The following is a 19,995-nucleotide window of genomic DNA, read 5'->3' as shown; positions in this document are numbered from 1 at the left end:
GAGCCATGGCTCACAAAAAAGCAGGCGGTTCATCGCGCAACGGTCGCGATTCAAAGGGCAAGCGCCTCGGCATCAAGGCGTTCGGCGGGGAAGTCGTGATTCCCGGCAACATCATTGCGCGTCAGCGCGGCACCACCTGGCATCCCGGCCTTAATGTCGGCATGGGCACGGACCACACTCTGTTCGCCAAGATCGAGGGTCGCGTCACGTTCCAAGCCAAAGCCAACGGCCGCACCTTCGTATCGGTGCTCCCGCTTGCAGAGGCGGCCGAATAGACGGTGGACCAAATTTGGAGTCCGCCGGGTCCCTGACCGAACCGGCGGAGTCCAGATCACAGAGATCTAAGGCTCCAGGGGAGGCGGGAAACCGGCCTCCCCTTTCGTTTGACTAGCTCACTTTTCACTTAGTGACTTTGACGGAGCCGGACATGTTGCAGGATTTCTCGAGCGCGACCTTGCGGGAGGCGAGACCCAGCGTCGTCGCCACCGAGCGGCTGACCTTGCGGCGGCCGACTCTCGCCGACGTCAGGACCATCGCCCACCTCGCCAACGACCGCCGTGTCGCGGAAAACACCCGCCGCCTTCCGCATCCCTATTCGCAGGACGACGCCGTCGAATTCATCCGCGCCACCGCCGTGCTCGGCAGCGAGACCGTGTTCCTGATCGAGCACGACACCGGGCCGGTCGGCATGGTCGGCATCGACTGCTCCACGCCCGACAATGCCGAGCTCGGCTACTGGCTCGGCGTCGAGCATTGGGGTCAGGGCTTTGCCACCGAGGCCGCGCGGGGCGCGATCGACTTCTTCTTCGAGGAATTCGAGGACGAGCACCTCTATGCAGGCGCGCGCGTCACCAATCCGGCCTCGCGCAACGTGCTGGAGAAGTGCGGCTTCCAGTGGAGCGGCGTCCAGCTGCATCGCTTCCTGGCGCTGGGCTCCTCCACGCCGGTCGACTGCTTCCGCCTCTCACGCGGCGTGTGGTCGTCGCTGAAGAGCTGGAGCAGCGCAAGGCGCGTGAGGTAGGCGCCTGCTGTCGTCCCTGCCTAGTGCGCAATTGCGCACGGGGCAGGGACGACAGCGGAGCTACGCCGGCGGATTCACCTCGACACTCTCACGCCCGAGATCGCGCTCCCGCAAGTAGATGTAGAACCCGGCGCCGATGATGATGGCGGCGCCGATGATGGTGGCGATGGACGGCACGTCGCCGAACACGACGAAGCCGAAGATCACGGCCCAGACGATCATCGAATATTGATAGGGCACCACGACGCTGGCCGGCGCCAGCTTGAGCGAGCGGTTGACGCAGAACAGCGCGGTCACCGAGACGCAACCCGCCAGCGCGAAGATCATCAGGCTGCCAGGGGTCGGCGGCACCCAGTGGAACGCGGACAGCACCGCACCGAGCGAAAACGTGCCGACGAATTGCGACGACGCCATCACGATATCGGGCGTCTTGCGCAGGCTGCGCGTGATCAGCATCAGCGTCGCAAAGGACAGGCTGCCGCCGAGCGCGATCAGCGCCGGCAGGCTGACCGTCTGCGCCGACGGCCGCAACGCGATCAAGACGCCGCAGAAGCCGATCAGGATCGCCGTCCAGCGCCGCCAGCCGACCTTCTCGCCCAGGAAGATCGCCGACATCGCGGTGACGAAGATCGGGCCGGCGAGATAATAGGTGATGACGTCGGCGAGCGGCAGATAGACGGTCGCAAGGAAGAAGGCGGCCACTTCAAGCGTCGACAGCACGACGCGAAACAGCTGCAAGCGCGGCCGCTCCAGATGCAGGAACTGGTGACGTTGCCGCCAGACCAGCGGCGACAGCAGCAGCAGCGCCGCGCAGGCGCGCAGGAACAGCAGCTGCCCGACCGAATAAGTCCCGACCAGGAACTTGCCCATGGCGTCGCCGAACGAGAACATGAAGATCGACAGCACCATCAGTGCAATGCCGGCCAGTCGCGCCGAGCGGTCGTCATAGGCGGAGAGATTCTTGAAGAGGGGCATTGGCGCCGTTTTAATCACGTGGACGCCGCGGACAAGCCCGCATCTGCCGATTGAACGGATTGTCGCACTCTTCGCGGCGCGATAGCGATAGGCGTCACCCGAACCAAAGAGCCAGGAAAAGAGCCAGGACATGACCGACTTCGACCCGACGCAGCATCGCATGATCCCCGCGCAACGCTGGTTTGAGGATTTCGTGGTCGGCGAGCGCTTCGTGCTGCCGAGCCGCACCCAGACCTCGGCGGTGTTCGCGGCGTTCCAGACCGCGAGCGGCGACACTCACCCCGTGCATTACGACGTGGAATATTGCCGCAGCCGCGGCATGCCGCATTTACTCGCCCACGGCTTCCAGACCTTGATCCACACCGCGCCCGGCGCGGGCCTGTTTCCGTTCATGGTCGAGGACTCCCTGGTCGGCTTCCTCGAGCAATCGAGCCGGTTCCTCAAACCTGTCTTCGCCGACGACACCATCTATCCCGCGCTCGAGGTCACGGAGCTGGTGCCGGGTCGCACGACCGGCGCGGTGACGCTCAAAAGCACCGTGTTCAACCAGCGCAAGGAGCTGGTGCTGGAGGGGATGCAGAAATTCCTGATCCGGAGACGGCCGGGCTGAGCCATCGCGCGGCGCCAGCGGACGAGGCGGAATCGGCGTGGGCTCGGCATGAACCGCCGCGAGCAAAGTGCCGACAAACCCCGTGCACGTCCCGACCGTACAATGATGGCCCGCAATGGCATTGCTTCCGCCCTGCTCCGAGACACTTAGGCTTTCGCTCCAGCGCGCGACGTCGATCGCCCGGACGCGGGGCCGCGCACATCCCGACCCGCAGGATTTGCTGATCGCCTTGATCGACGATGACGAGGCATCGCCGGTGATGCTGGCTTGCGGCATCGACCTGGTGCGCTTGCGACGGGATCTCAAGGCCGCAGGCGCGACGACCGGAAACCCTTCAGGCGACGCACCGGCTGCGACAGGCCTGGGCCATGTGCTTCAGCTCGCCTTCAACGAGGCGCAACTGTCCGAACGGGAGATCGTGACGGGCGCCGATATGCTCGTCGAGCTCTTCGCCGAACCGGTCGGGCGCTTCCTTCAGGCCCAGGGCGCAACCCGCTACGATGCCCTCGTCTATTTGAGCCATGGCATTGCCAAAGGCGCGAAGGCAGATGGCGAAGCCGATAGCGGGGCGCCTTATCTCGAGGTCGTGCTTCTGAACGACCCCTATACGCCCTCGGAATTCGTGGTCTCGGTTCTTGAAAACGTCTTCCAGATGAGCCGCGAGCGCGCGACCGCGGTGATGTTTTCCACCCATTCGCGTAAGCGCGGCTCCTGCGGCATATTCCCCCGAACCGAGGCTGCGGCCTTTCGCGCGAAAATCCAGAGCCTTGCGGCCGCCCGTCAGCATCCGCTTCGCTGCGTGCTGCTGCCGGCCGGCGAGGCATTGCGGGCCCAGGATCGACCGTCGCCAGATTGAGGCAGAAGCGGGATCGGGGGGTTAAGCAAGCACCGAAATTTGCCGATTTTCCTGCTTTTCACGGACAAGTTCGGGTTGCCGCGTCCCCGCCCCTGCCCTACCTATGGCCCATGAAATTCCTCGACGAAGCAAAGGTCTATATCCGCTCCGGTGACGGCGGGAACGGCTGCGTGGCGTTCCGCCGCGAGAAGTTCATCGAATTCGGCGGCCCCTCCGGCGGCAATGGCGGCCGCGGCGGCAATGTCGTCATCGAGGTCGCCGACGGCCTCAACACGCTGATCGACTACCGCTACCAGCAGCACTTCAAGGCCCAGAAGGGCGAGAACGGCTCGGGCTCGGACCGCCACGGCGCCAACGGCAAGAACATCGTGCTGAAGGTCCCCATCGGCACCCAGATCTTCGACGAAGACCGCGAGACGCTGATCCACGACTTCACCGATGTCGGCGAGAAGTTCGTGCTGGCCGAGGGCGGCAATGGCGGCTTCGGCAACGCGCATTTCAAATCCTCCACCAACCGCGCGCCGCGCAACGCCAATCCCGGCCAGACCGGCGAGGAGCGCTGGATCTGGCTTCGGCTGAAGCTGATCGCGGATGCCGGCCTCGTCGGCATGCCCAATGCCGGCAAATCGACCTTCCTCAGCAAGGTCAGCGCGGCGCGGCCCAAGATCGCCGACTATCCCTTCACCACGCTGCATCCGCAGCTCGGCGTCGTGAATGCCGACGGCCGCGAATTCGTGCTCGCGGACATTCCGGGTCTGATCGAAGGCGCGCATGAAGGCACCGGTCTCGGCGACCGCTTCCTCGGTCATGTCGAGCGCTGCCGCGTGCTGTTGCATCTGATCGATGCAACCTGCGAGCACGCCGGCAAGGCCTACAAGACCGTGCGCAAGGAGCTCGACGCCTATGGCGGCCTGCTCACCGACAAGATCGAGATCGTCGCGCTGAACAAGATCGACGCGGTCGAGCCGGACGAGCTGAAGAAGCAGAAGGACCGCTTGAAGCGCGCCGCCAAGAAGACGCCGCTGCTGCTCTCCGGCGTGACAGGCGATGGCGTCAAGGAAGCGCTGCGCGCACTCGTCGAGGTGATCGGCGAGGCCCCGGTCTCGGCCAAGGCCAAGAGCGCGGCCGAAGCGGAGCCGTGGTCGGCTTAGATTCCCTCCGCTGTCGTCCCTGCCTAGTGCGCAATTGCGCACGGGGCGCAGGGACCCATACCGCGTGATCTGTCGGTTGCAAATGGTCGCAGTACCGAACAACTAGTGATCGTCAAATTACTCCCTGTGGTTATGGGTCCCTGCTTTCGCAGGGACGACAGTGGAGTGTATGGCTGCAGGCACACGCATCGCTGAAACCTTGCCATCGCCGGCGCGATAGCGCAGCATCAAACAATCAAGAAAATGCAGGGATGACGCATGGCGCGCGCGAAGAACGTTCTCTGGATCATGTGCGACCAGCTTCGCTATGATTATCTCGGCTGCACCGGCCATCCGACGCTGAAGACGCCCAACATCGACGCCATGGCGAAGCGCGGCGTGCTGTTCAGCAAGGCCTATGTGCAGTCGCCGATCTGCGGCCCGTCGCGGATGTCGTTCTACACGGGGCGCTACATGCGCTCGCACGGCTCGCACTGGAACGGCTGGCCCTTACGCGTCGGCGAACCCACGCTCGGCGATCATCTCAAGAAAATCGGCGTACGCAACGTGCTGGTCGGCAAGACCCACATGGCGCCGGACCTCGAAGGCATGAAGGCGCTCGGCATCCCGCCGGAATCGATGATCGGCGTGCATGTCGCCGAATGCGGGTTCGAGCCATATGAGCGTGACGACGGCCTGCATCCGACCGGCCGGCCGCGCCCCAAATACGATGAGTATCTGCGCCAGCAGGGTTTTGAAGCGACGAACCCCTGGGAGCACTGGGCCAATTCCGGCGCGGCGGAAGACGGCTCATTGCAGAACGGCTGGCTGCTGGTGCACGCCGACAAGGCCGCGCGCGTGCCGGACGAGCATTCCGAAACGCCCTACATGACGCGCCGCGCGATGGACTTCATCAGCGAAGCCGAGACCGACGGCCGGCCGTGGTGCCTGCATCTGTCCTACATCAAGCCGCACTGGCCCTACATCGCGCCAGAACCCTATGCCAGCATGTATTCGACGGATGACATGATCCCGGTGATCCGCTCCGAGCGCGAGCGGCAGAATCCGCACCCGGTGTTCGGCGCCTACATGGACATGCGCTATTCCCGCAACATGGCGCGCGACGATGCCCGCGAGAAGGTGATCCCGACCTATATGGGCCTGATCACCCAGATCGACGACCAGATGGGCGTGCTGATGAAATTCCTGGAGGCGCGCGGTCTCCTGGACACCACCATGATCGTGTTCACCTCCGATCACGGCGATTACCTCGGCGATCACTGGATGGGCGAGAAGGATCTGTTCCACGAACAGTCGGCGAAGATTCCACTGATCATCATTGATCCCTCGAAGGAAGCCGACGCTACGCGCGGCACGCGCAGCGATGCGCTGGTGGAAGGCATCGATCTCGCTCCGACCTTCGTCGATTATTTCGGCGGCAAAGTGCCGGGCCACATCCTCGAAGGACGCTCGCTGCTGCCGCTGCTGCGCGGACCGACGCCAGCGGATTGGCGCAAGGTCGCATTCTCGGAATACGACTACGCCATGCAGGATGTGCGGCTGAAGCTGAACCAGCCGATCGAGCGCTGCCGCCTGTTCATGGTGTTCGACGGCCGCTGGAAATACATCCACGCCTCCGGCTTCCGCCCGATGCTGTACGATCTCGAAACCGATCCGGACGAATATGTCGATCGCGGCGACGACCCGGAGTGTGCCGGCATCATCGCGCGGCTGCAGGCCGAGCTGTTCGACTGGGCGCTGCATCCGAACGACCACATCACCACGCCGCGCGAGAAGATCGCGGCCTATGCGGACAACCAGCTGCAGGTGAAGGGCGGGGTTCTTATCGGCATCTGGGACGAAGCCGAGCTCGCCGCGATCAAGGACGGCATCGCCCAGCGCGCGAAGATGTGAAGGTACTCTTCGCCTCTCCCCGCCTGCGGGGAGAGGCCGACGCGCCCGAGCGATGCGAAGCATCGTCTCGCGCGCGGCGGGTGAGGGGGACTCTCCGCGAGCCCAACTGTCACCGCCCCCGCGGAGACTCCCCCTCACCCCGACCCTCTCCCCGCAAGCGGGGCGAGGGAGAAAACCTCAATTCTCGATCTTGTATCCCGTCGCCTTCACGATCGGCTGCCAGAACGCGGTGTTCGCGGCGAGCTCCTTCGTCAATCCCTCCGGAGTTGAGCCAACCGGGATCAGCCCGATCGCCGTCAGCTTCTCCTTCACCTCGGGCTTGGCAAGCGCGGCGCTTGCGGCGGCACCGAGCTTGCTCGCAAACTCCGGCGGGCTGCCGGCGGGGAGCCACATGCCGTACCAGGCGTCGGCGACGAGATCGATGCCGCTCTCCTTCAGCGTCGGGACATCGGGCGCAAAGGGCGAACGCTCCGCGCTCGACACCGCGATGATCTTCACGCCCTTGGCACGATGCTGCGGCAACGCGTCCGCCAGTGTCGTGATGCCGAACGAGATATGGCCGCCGACGAGGTCGTTGAGGATCGGCGCGCTGCCGCGATAGGGCACGCGGGTCAGGGGAATGCCGAGATCCTTCTCGAGCTTGGAGCCCATGAAGTGCGGAATGGTGCCGTTGCTCGGCACGCCGAACGACGTCTTGTCCGGATGCGCCTTCAGCCAGTCGACAAATCCCTTGAAATCGCTGGCATCGATCCCCGGGCCGATCACGAGCGCGAATTCGAACCGCGCCAAGAGCGACACCGGCACAAAATCCCTGGCGGTGTCGAAGCTCGGCGTCGCCTCCACCATCGGCAGCAGGTACATGGTGGGACCAGTCGTCACCAGCACCATGCTGCCGTCGGGGCTGCCGCCCTTTACCGCCTTGATGCCGATCAGACCGTCGCCGCCGGTGCGGTTCTCGACCACGATGGTCCGTTGCAGCGCCGGCGCCATCTCCTGCGCGATCAGCCGGCACAGCGTGTCGCCGCCCGCCCCGGCCGCAAACGGGAAGATGATCTTGCTCAGCCCGGCCTGCGCTTCGCCCGCCTGCGCCAGCAGCGGCAGACCGAGACATCCGGCCATGAATTTGCGGCGATCCATTCGCGTCCTCTCCAGCCCATTATTGGTTGGCGGCATTAGAGCCGGGCTGGCGTTTAAGACAAGGCCGACCTTCGCCGTTTACCATTCCGGCCGCCTTGCGCCGGCCATCGTCCTGCTGCAAAAGCAGGCCTCATCGGGGCCGTCTTTTCGTCCCGCCGCTTCCCAATCAAAAAGCAATTCGTTGCACGCGCCATGGCCAGCCCCGAACTCAGTCAATTCCGCCGCATCGTCGTCAAGGTCGGCTCCGCACTGCTGGTCGATTCCGACAAGGGTGAGGTGCGGGCGTCGTGGCTGGCCGCGCTCGCCGACGACATGGCCAAGCTGCACCGTGAGGGCCGCGACGTCCTCGTGGTGTCCTCGGGCTCGATCGCGCTTGGCCGCAGCCGCCTAAAGCTGCCGCGCGGACCGCTGAAGCTGGAGGAGAGCCAGGCCGCCGCTGCCGTCGGCCAGATCGCGCTGGCGCGGATCTGGTCGGAGGTGCTCGGCGCCCACGGCATCGGCGCGGGGCAAATCCTGGTAACGCTCCAGGACACTGAGGAACGGCGCCGCTATCTCAACGCGCGCTCCACCATCGGCAAGCTGCTGGAGTGGCGCGCGATCCCCGTCATCAACGAGAACGACACGGTCGCCACCAACGAGATCCGCTACGGCGACAATGACCGCCTCGCAGCGCGCGTCGCCACCATGGCGAGCGCGGATTTGCTGGTGCTGCTGTCGGACATCGACGGGCTCTACGACGCCCCGCCGAAGAACAACCCGAACGCAAAGCTCATTCCCGTCGTCGACAGCATCTCCTCGGAGATCGAGGCGGTGGCGGGCGACGCCGAGTCCGAGCTGTCGCGCGGCGGCATGCGCACCAAGGTCGAGGCGGCCAAGATCGCCACCACCGGCGGCACGCATATGCTGATCGCCTCCGGCAAGATCGAGCATCCGTTGCAGGCGATCGCCGACGGCGGCCGCTGCACCTGGTTCCTGACGCCGGCCAATCCCATCACGTCGCGAAAACGCTGGATCGCGGGCTCGCTGGAGCCGAAGGGCACGCTGACCATCGATGCCGGCGCGGTCGCCGCGCTGCGCGCCGGCGCCAGCCTGCTCCCCGCCGGCGTGATCAAGGTCGAGGGCCAGTTCGCCCGCGGCGACGCCGTGATCGTGCGCGGCCCCGACACCAGCGAAGTCGGCCGCGGCCTGATCGCCTACGACGCCGACGACGCCGAACGGATCAAGGGCCGCTCGTCCCCGGACGTGATGGCGATCCTCGGCATCAGCGGGAGGTCCGAGATGATCCACCGCGACGATCTGGTGGTGGGCGGGTAAGGCCGCTGCGGCCCTTTCGCTGGGCCAGTGGCCTAGCCTGAGCGCAACCCGGGGGTACCAGCCATACCCTCCCGACCCTTCGCAGAAGCGGGATTTCCGTGCTAGGACACCGCCTTAGCAGAAGGTTGAAACTCCAATGGTCGCCCCCCTCAAAGCCGTCGACGGCAATGCCGATCTCCAGGCGCTGATGTCCGATCTCGCCGCCCGTGCCCGCGCTGCCGCGCGCGTGCTGGCGCTGGCGCCGCCGGAGCAGAAGAACCGGGCGCTCGAGGCCATGGAGCGGGCGATCCGCAGCAACGCTGCGGCGATCCTCGCCGCCAATGCCGAGGACGTCGCCGAGGCCCGCGCCTCCGGCAATGCCACCTCCTCCTTCATCGACCGCCTGACGCTGACGCCGGCGCGCGTCGAAGGCATGGCCGAGGGCATCGGCATCGTGCGCGGCATCGCCGATCCCGTCGGCATCGTCACCGAAAGCTGGCAGCGGCCGAACGGCATGACCATCGAGCGCGTACGCGTGCCGCTCGGCGTCGTCGGCGTGATCTTCGAGAGCCGCCCGAACGTTGCGGCGGATGCCGGCGTGCTGTGCCTGAAGTCGGGCAACGCCGTGATCCTGCGCGGCGGCTCCGACAGTTTCCGTTCCTGCCGCGCCATCCATGAATGCCTGGTGCAGGGACTGCGCGAAGCCGGCCTGCCCGAAGCTGCGATCACGCTAGTGCCGACGCGCGACCGCGCCGCGGTCGGCATGATGCTGTCCGGGTTGAACGGCGCCGTCGACGTGATCGTGCCGCGCGGAGGCAAGAGCCTCGTCGCGCGCGTCGAGCAGGAGGCGCGCGTGCCGGTGTTCGCGCATCTCGAAGGCGTCAACCACGTCTACATCGATGCCAGCGCCGACCTCGCCATGGCGAAGTCGATCGTGCTCAACGCGAAAATGCGCCGCACCGGCGTCTGCGGTGCCGCCGAGACGCTGCTGGTCGATCGCGCCGCTGCGGGCAAAAACCTGAAGCCGCTGGTCGAGATGCTGATCGAGGCCGGCTGCGAAGTGCGCGGCGACGACGCCGTGCAGAAGGCCGATGCACGCGTAAAACCCGCCAACGAGGACGATTGGGACACCGAATATCTCGACGCGATCATCGCGGCCAAGGTGGTGGACGGTGTCGACGGCGCAATCGCGCATATCCAGAACCACGGCTCGCATCACACCGACGCGATCGTGAGCGCGGATGAGGCTGCTGCGACGAAATTCCTGAGCGAGGTCGATTCCGCGATCGTGTTGCACAACGCCTCGACGCAGTTCGCCGATGGCGGCGAGTTCGGCTTCGGTGCCGAGATCGGCATCGCCACCGGCCGCTTCCACGCCCGCGGCCCGGTTGGCGCCGAGCAGCTGACGAGCTTCAAATATCGCGTTCACGGCACCGGTCAGACGCGGCCGTAAGTAACGTCGCGAGGCGGGGGCATTGAGCAAAAATTTCGTCGTGCCGCGTTCCGTCGCGCAAGCGGCCCCGCCCTCGACATCGGGCATGCGCATCGGCCTGCTCGGCGGCTCGTTCAATCCGCCGCATCAGGCCCATCGCGCGATCAGCCAGTTCGCGCTGAAGCGGTTGCAGCTCGACCGCGTCTGGTGGCTGGTGACCCCCGGCAATCCGCTGAAGGAGAACGGCAATCTGCACGAGCTCGGCGAGCGCATGCAGGCCGCGCGCGACGTCGCCGATGATCCCCGGATCGAGGTGAGCTGTCTCGAATCCGTCATTCGCACCCGCTATACTATCGACACGATCAACACCTTGCGCCGCCGCTTCAGAGGCCTGCGCTTTGTCTGGATTATGGGCGCCGACAACCTCGCTCAATTCCATCGTTGGCAAGACTGGCGGCGCATCGCCGCCCAGGTGCCGATTGCAGTGATCGATCGCCCGCCGCAGAGCTTTCGTGCCCTCGCCTCGCCCGCCGCCAAGGCGCTCGCGCGCTACCGCCTGCCCGAGAACAAGGCGGCATTGCTCGCGGACCAGCGGGCGCCGGCCTGGGTGTTCCTGAGCGGATTGAAGCTGAATCTGTCCTCAACGGGCCTGCGGAACCCGGACGGGAGCTGGAAAGGTACGAAGTGAGACAGAGTCTGCGGACGGAGTGTGGGGCTTCGGGCTCTCTGGCATATTGAAACCCTTAACCCCACATGATGTAGTGTAACCGGTGAGCGCTGGATTCGGCGTTCGCGATACAGTGAAAGGAATGGTCCCTGACCACATCTGTATTGTCCAAGTCTGTTTTACCCAAGGTTGCCAAGCCTACGCGTAAAACATCGACCAAAGCTGCGGCCTTGAAGGCGCAACCCGACGCCGACAAGACGCTGAGCCTGATCCTCTCCCGCCTCGACGACATGAAGGCGGAAGAGACGGTCACCATCGACCTTCGCGGCAAATCGGCGTACTCCGACTACATGATCGTCACCACCGGCCGGGTGAACCGGCATGTCGGCGCGATCGCGGAAAACGTCGCCAAGGGCCTCAAGGAAAACGGCATCAAGAGCATCCACGTCGAGGGCTTGCCCAATTGCGACTGGGTGCTGATCGATTCCGGCGATGTGATCGTGCACGTGTTCAGACCCGAGGTCCGCGAGTTCTACAACCTCGAGAGGCTGTACACGCAGGGCCCAGGGGCGGCGAAGGCGATCTAGGCTCGCTGGGCCGATTTCGAATCGGCTGACGCGCATGCTAGCGTCGTGCGCGCGCATACTGCGCGCGGCCTTGAAAACACGACCCTGAAGATATCATGCGCGTTGCTGTCATTGCGGTGGGCCGGCTGAAGCAGGGCCCCGAACGGGAGCTTGCCGACCGCTATTTCGAGCGGTTCGACGAGGCCGGCCGCAAGCTCGGATTCCGCGAGCTCGTCATCCACGAAATTCCCGAAAGCCGCGCGCGCGACGCCGCGACCCGGATGTCCGAAGAGGCTGCCGCGATCTCGGCGCACATCCCGGAAAAATCGATCCTGGTGGCGATGGACGAGCGCGGCCAGAATCTCGACTCCACCGTATTCGCACGGCACCTCGGACGCTGGCGCGACGAGGGTGCCGGACATACTATCTTCGTGATCGGAGGGGCCGACGGACTTTCGCCCGAATTGCGCCGTAAGGCCAAGCTTGCGATCGCGTTCGGCTCTGCGACCTGGCCGCACCAAATGGTCCGCGTCATGCTTCTGGAACAGCTTTATCGGGCCGCCACCATTCTGGCCGGCCATCCCTATCACCGCGCGTGATGCGCGCCACAACGAGCACCTTTGCGTAAAGCGATGCGAGCGCCGATCCTCAACCTGCTGCTGATCGCGGGCGTCACGGGCGCAAGCCTCGCGCAAGCTCAGACGGCAGCGCCGGTGCCGCAGACGGCGGCCGTCTCGCCCGATGCGATCAAGCAGCGCGAGCAGGAGCTCGAGGCTGCCCGCGCGAGGCAGAAGAGTGCGGAAGAGGCCCAGGCCAAGCTCAAGGCCGAGATCACCTCGCTCGGCCAGGACCGCACCCAGCTCAATCAGCAGCTGATCGACACCGCGGCCAATGTGCGGGGCGTCGAGACCAAGATCGACGAAGCCGAAGCGCGGCTGCGCGCGCTGAACGGCCGCGAGCAGCAGATGCGCAGCTCGCTGGAGTCGCGCCGCGCCGACATCGTCGAGGTGCTGGCGGCCTTGCAGCGCGCCGGCCGGCGCACGCCGCCGGCGCTTTTGGTGCGGCCCGAAGACGCGCTGCAATCGCTGCGCACCGCCATGCTGCTCGGCGCCGTGGTGCCGGAATTGCGCGGCCGCGCCGAGAAGATCGCGGCCGACCTCGGCGAACTCGTGGCCTTGCGCAAGAACATCGCCGCGGAACGCGACCAGCTCGCCACCGACCGCGACAAGGTCCGCGACGACCAGAGCCGGCTCACCGCCCTGGTCGACGAGCGCCAGCGCCAGCAGTCCTCGCGTGAAAAGGACCTGGACGCCGAGAATTCACGCGCCATCGCGCTTTCGAGGCAGGTCGGCGATCTCCAGGGGCTGATCGCCAAGATGGAGCAGGATCTGCAAAGCGCCGCCAAGGCGGCCGAGAAGGCGGCCGAGGCGGCAAGGCAGGCCGAGGCCAAGGCAGCTGCAAACGCGGCCGCCAACGTTAAGCCCGGTCCGGGCGCTTTCAAGGACCGGTCCCGGACTACCCCTGCGATCGCCTTCGCGTCGGCCAAGGGCCTCCTGCCTCTTCCGGTTAACGGTAACAAGATCAGGGACTTTGGCGGTTCCGACGGGGTCGGCGGTGTCCAGAAGGGCATTTCGCTGGCAAGTCGGCCCGGCGCCCAGGTCACGACGCCGTGTGATGGCTGGGTCGTCTATGCCGGCCCGTTCCGCAGCTATGGACAACTCTTGATCCTCAACGCCGGGGGCGGGTATCATGTCCTGATCGCCGGGATGGAGCGCATTTCGGTCAACATCGGTCAGTTTGTGCTCACGGGCGAGCCGGTCGCGACCATGGGGTCGACTTCTCAAGTCGCCTCCATTCTCGCCACGAACGCGAGTCAACCTGTGCTGTATGTCGAGTTCCGTAAGGACGGCACTCCAATCGATCCAGGCCCATGGTGGGCCGCAAATGAAGGCGAGAAGGTTCGCGGATGATGCGCAAGACTTCAGTTATCCTCCTCAGCGCGGCCACCGGTGCGGCGCTGACGCTGTTCGTGACCCAGCCGCGCGCGGTCTTCATGGGCTCCAGCGCGCGAGCCGCCACCGCAGACACCTATCGCCAGCTCAATCTGTTCGGCGACGTCTTCGAGCGCGTGCGCTCGGACTATGTCGAGAAGCCCGACGACACCAAGCTGATCGAATCCGCCATCAGCGGCATGCTCACCGGGCTCGATCCGCATTCAAGCTACATGGACGCCAAGAGCTTCCGTGACATGCAGGTGCAGACCCGCGGCGAGTTCGGCGGCCTCGGCATCGAGGTCACGATGGAGGACGGCCTGATCAAGGTGGTCTCGCCGATCGACGACACCCCGGCGTCGCGCGCCGGCGTCATGGCCAACGACATCATCACCAATCTCGACGACGAAGCCGTGCAGGGCCTGACCCTGAACCAGGCGGTCGAGAAGATGCGCGGTCCGGTCAACACCAAGATCAAGCTCAAGATCATCCGCAAGGGCCAGGACAATCCGATCGACGTCACCCTGGTGCGTGACAACATCCGCGTCCGCTCGGTGCGCGCGCGCATCGAAGCCGACGACATCGCCTATATCCGCATCACCACCTTCAACGAGCAGACCACCGAAGGCCTGAAGCGCGAGGTCGCCAACCTCTCGAATCAGATCGGCGACAAGCTCAAGGGCTACATCATCGATCTCCGCAACAACCCGGGCGGCCTGCTCGAGGAAGCGGTCACCGTCTCCGACTCGTTCCTGGAGAAGGGCGAGATCGTCTCGACCCGCGGCCGCAATGCCGAGGAGACCCAGCGCCGCACCGCGCATGCGGGCGACCTCACCAAGGGCAAGCCGGTCATCGTGCTGGTCAATGGCGGCTCGGCCTCGGCGTCGGAAATCGTCGCCGGCGCGCTCCAGGACCACAAGCGCGCGACCATCGTCGGCACGCGCTCGTTCGGCAAGGGCTCGGTGCAGACCATCATTCCCCTCGGCTCGGGCAACGGCGCGCTGCGTCTGACCACGGCGCGCTACTACACGCCATCGGGCAAGTCGATCCAGGCCAAGGGCATCGTGCCCGACATCGAAGTGCTGCAGGACGTGCCGGATGAGCTGAAGTCGCGCACCGACACCAAGGGCGAGGCTTCGCTGCGCGGCCATCTCAAGAACGACGGCGACGAGAAGACCGGCTCGCAGTCCTACGTTCCGCCGGACGCCAAGGACGACAAGGCGCTCAAGCTCGCCGACGACCTGCTCCACGGCATCAAGAACAGCGCTTCCGCGGCGCCGACGCCGGGCAACGACAACAAGGCCACGACCGACAAGCCCAAAGCGGCGAACTAAGCCGGCGCATCACTCGATCTCGCGAAAGGGGCGGCTCCAGGAGCCGCCCCTTTTTGCTTGGAGCTGCCGACACCCCCGGCCTCTCCCGGCCTGCCGTCGCTTGACCCCGGCGTGGTATCGTCATTGCCGAGTGATTCGGGATCGCGCATGACTGAAACGGCCGATGATCTGAGCGCCCCGCTCGGACAGGACAAGCCGCGCCGGAAACGGCGGCTGCGGCTGCCGTTCACCGCCATGCAGGCCCTCGCGGTCATGCTCGGCCTGTTCCTGGTCGCCTTCGCCGGCTTCGCCATCTTCAACAAGGATCCGCTCGGCGGCGAGCCGATGACGCGGATTGCGATCCGCGAACCCAAGGCCAGCGACGAGAAGCCGGCCGCCGCCGCGGGCCATGGTCAGGACAACAGGCAAGAGAGCAAGCACGAGACTAAGGAGACGCCGAAGCAGGCGGGTGAGCAGAAGACCGTCACCATGATCGACGGTTCCACCGGCACGCGCCACGACGTGGTGATCGGCGGCAGCGATGCCGCAGACAGGGGCGAAGCGGCGGCCGCATCCGCTCCACCGCCCGTCATGGCCGGGATCGACCCTAAACTGCTGGAAAAATCGCGCTACGGCATGATCCCGGTCGTTGCCGGGGACCTGAAGCCGTTCAACGTCTACGCGGCGGACGCCGATCGCGCCAAGGCGGCAAAAATGCCTGTGGTCGCGATCCTGATCGGCGGCCTCGGCGTCGGTGCGGCCAAGACCACCGACGCGATCATGCGGCTGCCGCCGGCGGTCACGCTGGCCTTCACGCCCTATGGTGCCGATCCCGGCAAGCTCGCCGAGCGGGCCCGCGCGCAACGCCACGAGATCTTCCTCCAGATCCCGATGGAGCCCTACGACTTCCCGGACAACGATCCGGGCCCGCAGACGCTGCTGACCTCGCTCACCGCCGACCAGAACATGGACCGCCTGTACTGGCACCTGAGCCGGATGCAGGGCTATGCCGGCCTCACCAATTTCATGGGCGCGCGCTTCATCGCGACCGACGCCGCGATGCAGCCGATCATCCGCGATGCGGCCAAGCGCGGCCTCGGCTTCTTCGACGACGGCTCCTCGCCCCGCAGCATCGCGCCCCAGGCCGCGGCAAGCCAGGCGATGCCGTTCGGCAAAGGCGACATCGCGATCGACGTGGTGCCGACCCCGACCGAGATCGACCGCGCCCTGAACAAGCTCGAATCGGTGGCGCGCGAGCGCGGCGTCGCGGTCGGCACCGCCTCCGCCCTGCCGGTCTCGATCGAGCGCATCGGCAGCTGGACCAAGTCATTGAGCGACCGTGGTATCCTTTTGGTGCCATTGACAACCGCGATGCTGAAATCAAAATCCAGCTAAATCAACGGATTGGTACCGCACTGGCCCTCGAGGCCGGCATGCCCACCAAAAGCACGCGAGAGGTCTGGCGGAATGGCGCGTTACGAAGATCTGCCCTACCGGACTTGCGTCGGTGTGATGCTGATCAACAAGAAGGGTCTGGTGTTCATCGGCCGCCGCGCCGGCGGCATCGAGCATGTCGACGACACCCATGTCTGGCAGATGCCGCAAGGCGGCGTCGATCCCGGTGAGGACACCTGGGATGCGGCCAGGCGTGAGCTCTACGAGGAGACCAGCGTGCGCTCGGTCGAGCGGCTCGGCGAAGTTCCGGACTGGCTCATCTACGACATCCCGCGCACGGTCGCGGGACGCGCCTGGAAGGGCCGCTATCGCGGCCAGCGCCAGAAATGGTTCGCGGTGCGCTTCACCGGCAAGGACAGCGAGATCAATGTCGAAAAGCCCGGCGGCGGCGGCCACAAGGCCGAGTTCGTGAGCTGGCGCTGGGAGCCGATGAAGAACCTGACGGGGCTGATCATCCCGTTCAAGCGCCCGGTCTATGAGCGCGTGGTGAAGGAATTTTCCGCGCTGGCGGATGAATAAATCAAATCGTCATTCCGGGTTCGATGCTAATGCATCGCCCGGAATGACGATGAAAGATACGCTCGTGACCGATCAGAAGCCCTACCGCCCCAACGTGGGGATCGCCCTCTTCAATGCCGATGGCCGTGTGCTGATCGGCCACCGCTTCAAGGGCGACGGACCCGAGATCATCCTGCCGGGTCTCGACTGGCAGATGCCGCAAGGCGGCGTCGACGAGGGCGAGAATTTGCGCGACGCCGCGCTGCGCGAGCTTTGGGAAGAGACCAGCGTCAGGAGCGCGGACTATCTCGGCGAGACCGACTGGCTGACTTACGAATTCCCTCCCTATGACGGACCGCAGACGCACCGGCTGGCGAAATTCCGCGGCCAGCGACAGAAGTGGTTCGCGCTGCGCTTCACCGGCAAGGACGACGAAATCGATCCGCTGACGCCGCGCAACGAACAGCCCGCGGAGTTCGACGCCTGGCGCTGGGAGCGGCTCGACCGCGTCGCCGATCTCGTGGTGCCGTTTCGCCGCGACGTCTACCGCGCGGTGGCGCGAGAGTTTGCGCCGTTCGGAAACTGAACCTGCGAAAACAACCCCATGCACAGTAGAGATGGGGTTGAAATCGTTAGAGGATTTTTCGCCGGAAATTTACGTGTGAGGGGCGCGTCATGGCTCTTCGGCAAGAACGCCACCGCTTGCTCCGCTGAGCTCCCTCCCCCCTTGCGGGGGAGGGTTGGGGAGAGGGGTGGCTCCGGGCGAGCTCTGAGTTCGTGGCTGCCCCTCTCCCTAGCCCTCCCCCGCAAGGGGGGAGGGAACGCACCTTCGTTGGCGCGCTGGTTCGAGTCTCAACCCATCGCAATTCTAATTCATCGGCCCGACCGTGAACGGGCCGATCGCGATGACGTGGCAGTCGCTGTCGCGCTTGGCGCAGTCGGCGAGTGCGGAATTGACGGCGGTCTGCTCGTCGGCGGCCTTCAGGCCGAGGCCCGGCCGGCCCGCGGTGCCGACCGCGACCGCGGTCCAGCCCATGGCGTCGGTGAGCTTGCGCATCACCTCACCGCGTGCATCGGCGACGATCGAGGCGCTGGAAGCGGCATTGAAGAAGCCGGTGATCCTGAACAGGGTCGGGATCGGCACGACGAAATTGTCGTCGATGGCGACGACCAGGCAGGCGACGCCGGCGATGGCGCCGCACGATTCCAGGGAACGCCGCGCCGCGTCCTCAGTGGATGATGCGCCGAGCACCATGAAATATTGTCCGCCCGGTCCGAGCGCGACCGAGCGGGACTTCGCCGCCGGCACGAACATGTTTTCGAGTCGGACCTTCTGCGGATCGCGCACGATCGGAAAATCCTTCGAGGCGAACGGCCGCTCGGTCATGGCGTCGTGCCGCACCCAGGGCTGTGGCGGCATCGGCGGCTTGCCATGCGCGTAGACCATCGTGTTGCCGACGGCATAGAGCTCGCAGCGCCGTGGCGATTGCGCGGCATCGGCCCGCTTCTGACACTGCTCGAGCGCGGAGCTGCGCGCGGCCTCCTCGCTCGGCTGGTTCAGCGCCGAGCCGGTGAAGCCGCCGACATTGAGCGCGAAAGCCTTGTAGTCGCCGGCCGTGGAATAGTCGCCGGCGAGGTAGCTGCGGACGCGCTCGTTGATGAAGGGCACGCTGTCGGCATTGAACTTGCCGGCCATCGGCGAGGCGGACGGCGACGGTGCGGGCATCGGAGCCATCGCAGCGCCGGCATTCGCCGGTGCCATTGTCATCGGCGCCTTTGCCATCTGGGTCGGCATCGGGCTCGGCGCCGCCGGCATTGCGCTCGGCGCGGCACTCGGTGTCGCGACCGGCGGCACGGCCACGCTCGCCGTCTGCTTGAGCTTGGTGTTGTAGAGGAAGCCGGAGACGCCGATGGCGGTGACCGAGACCACCGCAACCACCAGCGGCCACATCCATACGGGTGCGGCGGCCAGCTTGGAGACCGGCTTCTTGATCTGCGGCGTCGCGTAGCTGCCGTCCTCGCGCCGCATCGCCACCATGTAGGCGTGCACCGGCGTCGGGATGTTCTTGACCTCCTGCGCGCCGATATCGGCGAAGTGCACCGACAATTTGTTGGCGACCTGCTCGTGCACGGCGCGGGAGACGCAGATGCCGCCGACCTCGGCGAGGCCTTCGAGCCGGGCCGCGATATTGACGCCGTCACCGAGCAGATCGCCGTCGCGCTCGACCACGTCGCCGATGGTGATGCCGATGCGGAACGACATCTGCCGGCTCGGCGGATAGGCCATGTTGCGGGTTCGCAAGGATTCCTGGATGTCGATCGCGCAGCGCACCGCATCGACCGCGCTCGGAAATTCCGCGAGCACGGCGTCGCCCGCCGTGTTGAAGATGCGTCCGCCGGCCTTGGCGATGAAATCGTCGACGACCTCGCGATAGGAGGCGAGACGCCGCAGCGTCTCCTCTTCGTCTTCCGCGACCAGCCTCGAGTAACCGGCAATATCGGCTGCGAAAATCGCTGCGATCTTGCGTTTCATCTGTCACCAGCCCCGGAACAAATTCGCGAGGGCAGAATGCCGCTATCGGCGGCGCGGTGCAACAAAGTTTCAGCGCCCGCCACTTCCGTGACGAGCGCTGAACCTGTTCAGAAATTTGAAACCTGAGCCCCGGAGCAGTGCACCGGGGCTTAGTGCATAGCCGTGCTGTTGAGCTGCTGCTGGATGCTCTTGAAGTGGTCGAGCCGCGCGATGGCCTGGTCGAGCTCGTCGCCCTCGTGCTCCTTCAACCCTTCCTCCATCTCCGCGACGGTCGCAGCAAACTGGATGCGGTCGAGTTCGGCCAGCGACGTCGCGACGTCGGCGAGCACGGTGAGGCCCTTTTCGGAGACTTCGGCGATACCGCCGAGCACGATGATCTTCTCGTGCCGGCCGCCGGAGGTCACGGTGAGAATGCCGGGCCGGATCGCAGCCACGACCGGCGCATGTCCCGCCAGCACGCCGAAGTCACCTTCGACGCCGGGGATGTCGACCTGGTCGACCTCGCCCGAGAATGCGAGCTTTTCCGGCGAGACGAGATCGAAGTGGAAGGTGGCCATTGGAAACCTGCGAATGGTGAGTAGCGAACGGGCGACTGGCGAGTAGC

20 protein-coding genes are annotated in these 19,995 nt (G+C 65.6%); 16 read left to right on the top strand and 4 right to left on the bottom strand.

The window, feature by feature from the left end:
• Window positions 1-5: 5 nt before the first annotated feature.
• Window positions 6-275, top strand: coding sequence for a 50S ribosomal protein L27 (gene rpmA, locus NLM15_RS02330; protein WP_008137923.1), 270 nt, complete (start codon window positions 6-8; stop codon window positions 273-275).
• Between the two features lie 152 nt (window positions 276-427).
• Window positions 428-1,021: a GNAT family N-acetyltransferase gene (locus tag NLM15_RS02325; RefSeq protein WP_254115082.1), complete on the top strand. Its 594-nt coding sequence runs from the start codon at window positions 428-430 to the stop codon at window positions 1,019-1,021.
• Window positions 1,022-1,081: 60 nt separating this feature from the next.
• Here the strand turns inward: NLM15_RS02325 and NLM15_RS02320 are convergent, their stop codons facing one another.
• Window positions 1,082-1,996: a DMT family transporter gene (locus NLM15_RS02320; RefSeq protein ID WP_254115081.1), complete on the bottom strand. Its 915-nt coding sequence runs from the start codon at window positions 1,994-1,996 to the stop codon at window positions 1,082-1,084.
• A 130-nt stretch (window positions 1,997-2,126) separates the two neighbouring features.
• Between NLM15_RS02320 and NLM15_RS02315 the strand changes: the two genes are divergently transcribed.
• From NLM15_RS02315 to NLM15_RS02300, 4 genes are all read left to right on the top strand, one after another.
• Window positions 2,127-2,606, top strand: coding sequence for a MaoC family dehydratase (locus NLM15_RS02315; protein WP_254115080.1), 480 nt, complete (start codon window positions 2,127-2,129; stop codon window positions 2,604-2,606).
• Window positions 2,607-2,835: 229 nt separating this feature from the next.
• The gene (locus NLM15_RS02310) at window positions 2,836-3,462 is read left to right on the top strand and encodes an ATP-dependent Clp protease adaptor ClpS (RefSeq protein WP_254115079.1); all 627 of its coding nucleotides are present in this window, start codon (window positions 2,836-2,838) and stop codon (window positions 3,460-3,462) included.
• Window positions 3,463-3,572: 110 nt separating this feature from the next.
• Window positions 3,573-4,613 carry a GTPase ObgE gene (gene obgE, locus NLM15_RS02305; RefSeq protein WP_254115078.1) on the top strand — a complete coding sequence of 347 codons (1,041 nt, stop codon included), beginning with the start codon at window positions 3,573-3,575 and terminating at the stop codon, window positions 4,611-4,613.
• A gap of 258 nt (window positions 4,614-4,871) precedes the next feature.
• Window positions 4,872-6,506 carry an alkaline phosphatase family protein gene (locus NLM15_RS02300; RefSeq protein WP_254115077.1) on the top strand — a complete coding sequence of 545 codons (1,635 nt, stop codon included), beginning with the start codon at window positions 4,872-4,874 and terminating at the stop codon, window positions 6,504-6,506.
• 177 nt (window positions 6,507-6,683) lie between these two features.
• Here the strand turns inward: NLM15_RS02300 and NLM15_RS02295 are convergent, their stop codons facing one another.
• A complete protein-coding gene (locus tag NLM15_RS02295) occupies window positions 6,684-7,643 on the bottom strand; it encodes a Bug family tripartite tricarboxylate transporter substrate binding protein (RefSeq protein WP_254115076.1) in 960 nt (319 codons plus the stop codon).
• A 192-nt stretch (window positions 7,644-7,835) separates the two neighbouring features.
• Between NLM15_RS02295 and proB the strand changes: the two genes are divergently transcribed.
• The 10 genes from proB to NLM15_RS02245 all read left to right on the top strand — a co-directional run bounded on the left by proB (window position 7,836) and on the right by NLM15_RS02245 (window position 17,444).
• Window positions 7,836-8,957 carry a glutamate 5-kinase gene (proB, locus tag NLM15_RS02290; protein ID WP_085348678.1) on the top strand — a complete coding sequence of 374 codons (1,122 nt, stop codon included), beginning with the start codon at window positions 7,836-7,838 and terminating at the stop codon, window positions 8,955-8,957.
• A gap of 136 nt (window positions 8,958-9,093) precedes the next feature.
• Window positions 9,094-10,389, top strand: a complete 1,296-nt coding sequence (locus NLM15_RS02285) for a glutamate-5-semialdehyde dehydrogenase (RefSeq protein WP_254115075.1) — start codon at window positions 9,094-9,096, stop codon at window positions 10,387-10,389.
• A 22-nt stretch (window positions 10,390-10,411) separates the two neighbouring features.
• Window positions 10,412-11,056, top strand: a complete 645-nt coding sequence (locus NLM15_RS02280) for a nicotinate-nucleotide adenylyltransferase (RefSeq protein ID WP_254115074.1) — start codon at window positions 10,412-10,414, stop codon at window positions 11,054-11,056.
• Window positions 11,057-11,265: 209 nt separating this feature from the next.
• A complete protein-coding gene (gene rsfS, locus NLM15_RS02275; protein WP_254115073.1) occupies window positions 11,266-11,622 on the top strand; it encodes a ribosome silencing factor in 357 nt (118 codons plus the stop codon).
• A 95-nt stretch (window positions 11,623-11,717) separates the two neighbouring features.
• Window positions 11,718-12,200, top strand: a complete 483-nt coding sequence (rlmH, locus tag NLM15_RS02270) for a 23S rRNA (pseudouridine(1915)-N(3))-methyltransferase RlmH (protein ID WP_254115072.1) — start codon at window positions 11,718-11,720, stop codon at window positions 12,198-12,200.
• A 33-nt stretch (window positions 12,201-12,233) separates the two neighbouring features.
• The gene (locus NLM15_RS02265) at window positions 12,234-13,571 is read left to right on the top strand and encodes a murein hydrolase activator EnvC (RefSeq protein ID WP_254115071.1); all 1,338 of its coding nucleotides are present in this window, start codon (window positions 12,234-12,236) and stop codon (window positions 13,569-13,571) included.
• Complete coding sequence (locus NLM15_RS02260; protein WP_254115070.1) at window positions 13,568-14,926, top strand: S41 family peptidase; 1,359 nt, start codon at window positions 13,568-13,570, stop codon at window positions 14,924-14,926. Before NLM15_RS02265 ends, NLM15_RS02260 begins: the two co-directional genes overlap by 4 nt.
• Before the next feature lie 147 nt (window positions 14,927-15,073).
• Window positions 15,074-16,300: a divergent polysaccharide deacetylase family protein gene (locus NLM15_RS02255; RefSeq protein ID WP_254115069.1), complete on the top strand. Its 1,227-nt coding sequence runs from the start codon at window positions 15,074-15,076 to the stop codon at window positions 16,298-16,300.
• 72 nt (window positions 16,301-16,372) lie between these two features.
• The gene (locus NLM15_RS02250; protein WP_254115068.1) at window positions 16,373-16,879 is read left to right on the top strand and encodes an RNA pyrophosphohydrolase; all 507 of its coding nucleotides are present in this window, start codon (window positions 16,373-16,375) and stop codon (window positions 16,877-16,879) included.
• A 64-nt stretch (window positions 16,880-16,943) separates the two neighbouring features.
• Window positions 16,944-17,444 carry an RNA pyrophosphohydrolase gene (locus tag NLM15_RS02245; protein WP_254124124.1) on the top strand — a complete coding sequence of 167 codons (501 nt, stop codon included), beginning with the start codon at window positions 16,944-16,946 and terminating at the stop codon, window positions 17,442-17,444.
• A gap of 282 nt (window positions 17,445-17,726) precedes the next feature.
• Here NLM15_RS02245 and NLM15_RS02240 read toward each other — a convergent pair whose 3' ends face one another.
• Together NLM15_RS02240 and NLM15_RS02235 are read right to left on the bottom strand one after the other, a co-directional pair.
• The gene (locus tag NLM15_RS02240; RefSeq protein WP_254115067.1) at window positions 17,727-19,391 is read right to left on the bottom strand and encodes an adenylate/guanylate cyclase domain-containing protein; all 1,665 of its coding nucleotides are present in this window, start codon (window positions 19,389-19,391) and stop codon (window positions 17,727-17,729) included.
• A 149-nt stretch (window positions 19,392-19,540) separates the two neighbouring features.
• A complete protein-coding gene (locus tag NLM15_RS02235; protein WP_254115066.1) occupies window positions 19,541-19,948 on the bottom strand; it encodes a F0F1 ATP synthase subunit epsilon in 408 nt (135 codons plus the stop codon).
• Between the last annotated feature and the right edge of the window lie 47 nt (window positions 19,949-19,995).

Origin of the sequence: Bradyrhizobium sp. CCGB20, from assembly GCF_024199855.1 — a bacterium.
In the GTDB taxonomy this organism is placed as follows: domain Bacteria; phylum Pseudomonadota; class Alphaproteobacteria; order Rhizobiales; family Xanthobacteraceae; genus Bradyrhizobium.
Note: the sequence above shows the minus strand (reverse complement) of the source record. Positions and strands in the feature narration are given on the sequence as shown.

What these genes read in the sequence shown, in the direction of transcription:
- NLM15_RS02295 (WP_254115076.1), bottom strand. Translation starts at nt 7,643, where the DNA reads ATGGATCGCCGCAAATTCATGGCCGGATGTCTCGGTCTGCCGCTGCTG.
- obgE (WP_254115078.1), top strand. Translation starts at nt 3,573, where the DNA reads ATGAAATTCCTCGACGAAGCAAAGGTCTATATCCGCTCCGGTGACGGC.
- NLM15_RS02250 (WP_254115068.1), top strand. Translation starts at nt 16,373, where the DNA reads ATGGCGCGTTACGAAGATCTGCCCTACCGGACTTGCGTCGGTGTGATG.
- NLM15_RS02265 (WP_254115071.1), top strand. Translation starts at nt 12,234, where the DNA reads ATGCGAGCGCCGATCCTCAACCTGCTGCTGATCGCGGGCGTCACGGGC.
- proB (WP_085348678.1), top strand. Translation starts at nt 7,836, where the DNA reads ATGGCCAGCCCCGAACTCAGTCAATTCCGCCGCATCGTCGTCAAGGTC.
- rlmH (WP_254115072.1), top strand. Translation starts at nt 11,718, where the DNA reads ATGCGCGTTGCTGTCATTGCGGTGGGCCGGCTGAAGCAGGGCCCCGAA.
- NLM15_RS02315 (WP_254115080.1), top strand. Translation starts at nt 2,127, where the DNA reads ATGACCGACTTCGACCCGACGCAGCATCGCATGATCCCCGCGCAACGC.
- NLM15_RS02325 (WP_254115082.1), top strand. Translation starts at nt 428, where the DNA reads ATGTTGCAGGATTTCTCGAGCGCGACCTTGCGGGAGGCGAGACCCAGC.
- NLM15_RS02235 (WP_254115066.1), bottom strand. Translation starts at nt 19,948, where the DNA reads ATGGCCACCTTCCACTTCGATCTCGTCTCGCCGGAAAAGCTCGCATTC.
- rpmA (WP_008137923.1), top strand. Translation starts at nt 6, where the DNA reads ATGGCTCACAAAAAAGCAGGCGGTTCATCGCGCAACGGTCGCGATTCA.
- NLM15_RS02260 (WP_254115070.1), top strand. Translation starts at nt 13,568, where the DNA reads ATGATGCGCAAGACTTCAGTTATCCTCCTCAGCGCGGCCACCGGTGCG.
- NLM15_RS02300 (WP_254115077.1), top strand. Translation starts at nt 4,872, where the DNA reads ATGGCGCGCGCGAAGAACGTTCTCTGGATCATGTGCGACCAGCTTCGC.
- NLM15_RS02285 (WP_254115075.1), top strand. Translation starts at nt 9,094, where the DNA reads ATGGTCGCCCCCCTCAAAGCCGTCGACGGCAATGCCGATCTCCAGGCG.
- NLM15_RS02240 (WP_254115067.1), bottom strand. Translation starts at nt 19,391, where the DNA reads ATGAAACGCAAGATCGCAGCGATTTTCGCAGCCGATATTGCCGGTTAC.
- NLM15_RS02255 (WP_254115069.1), top strand. Translation starts at nt 15,074, where the DNA reads ATGACTGAAACGGCCGATGATCTGAGCGCCCCGCTCGGACAGGACAAG.
- NLM15_RS02320 (WP_254115081.1), bottom strand. Translation starts at nt 1,996, where the DNA reads ATGCCCCTCTTCAAGAATCTCTCCGCCTATGACGACCGCTCGGCGCGA.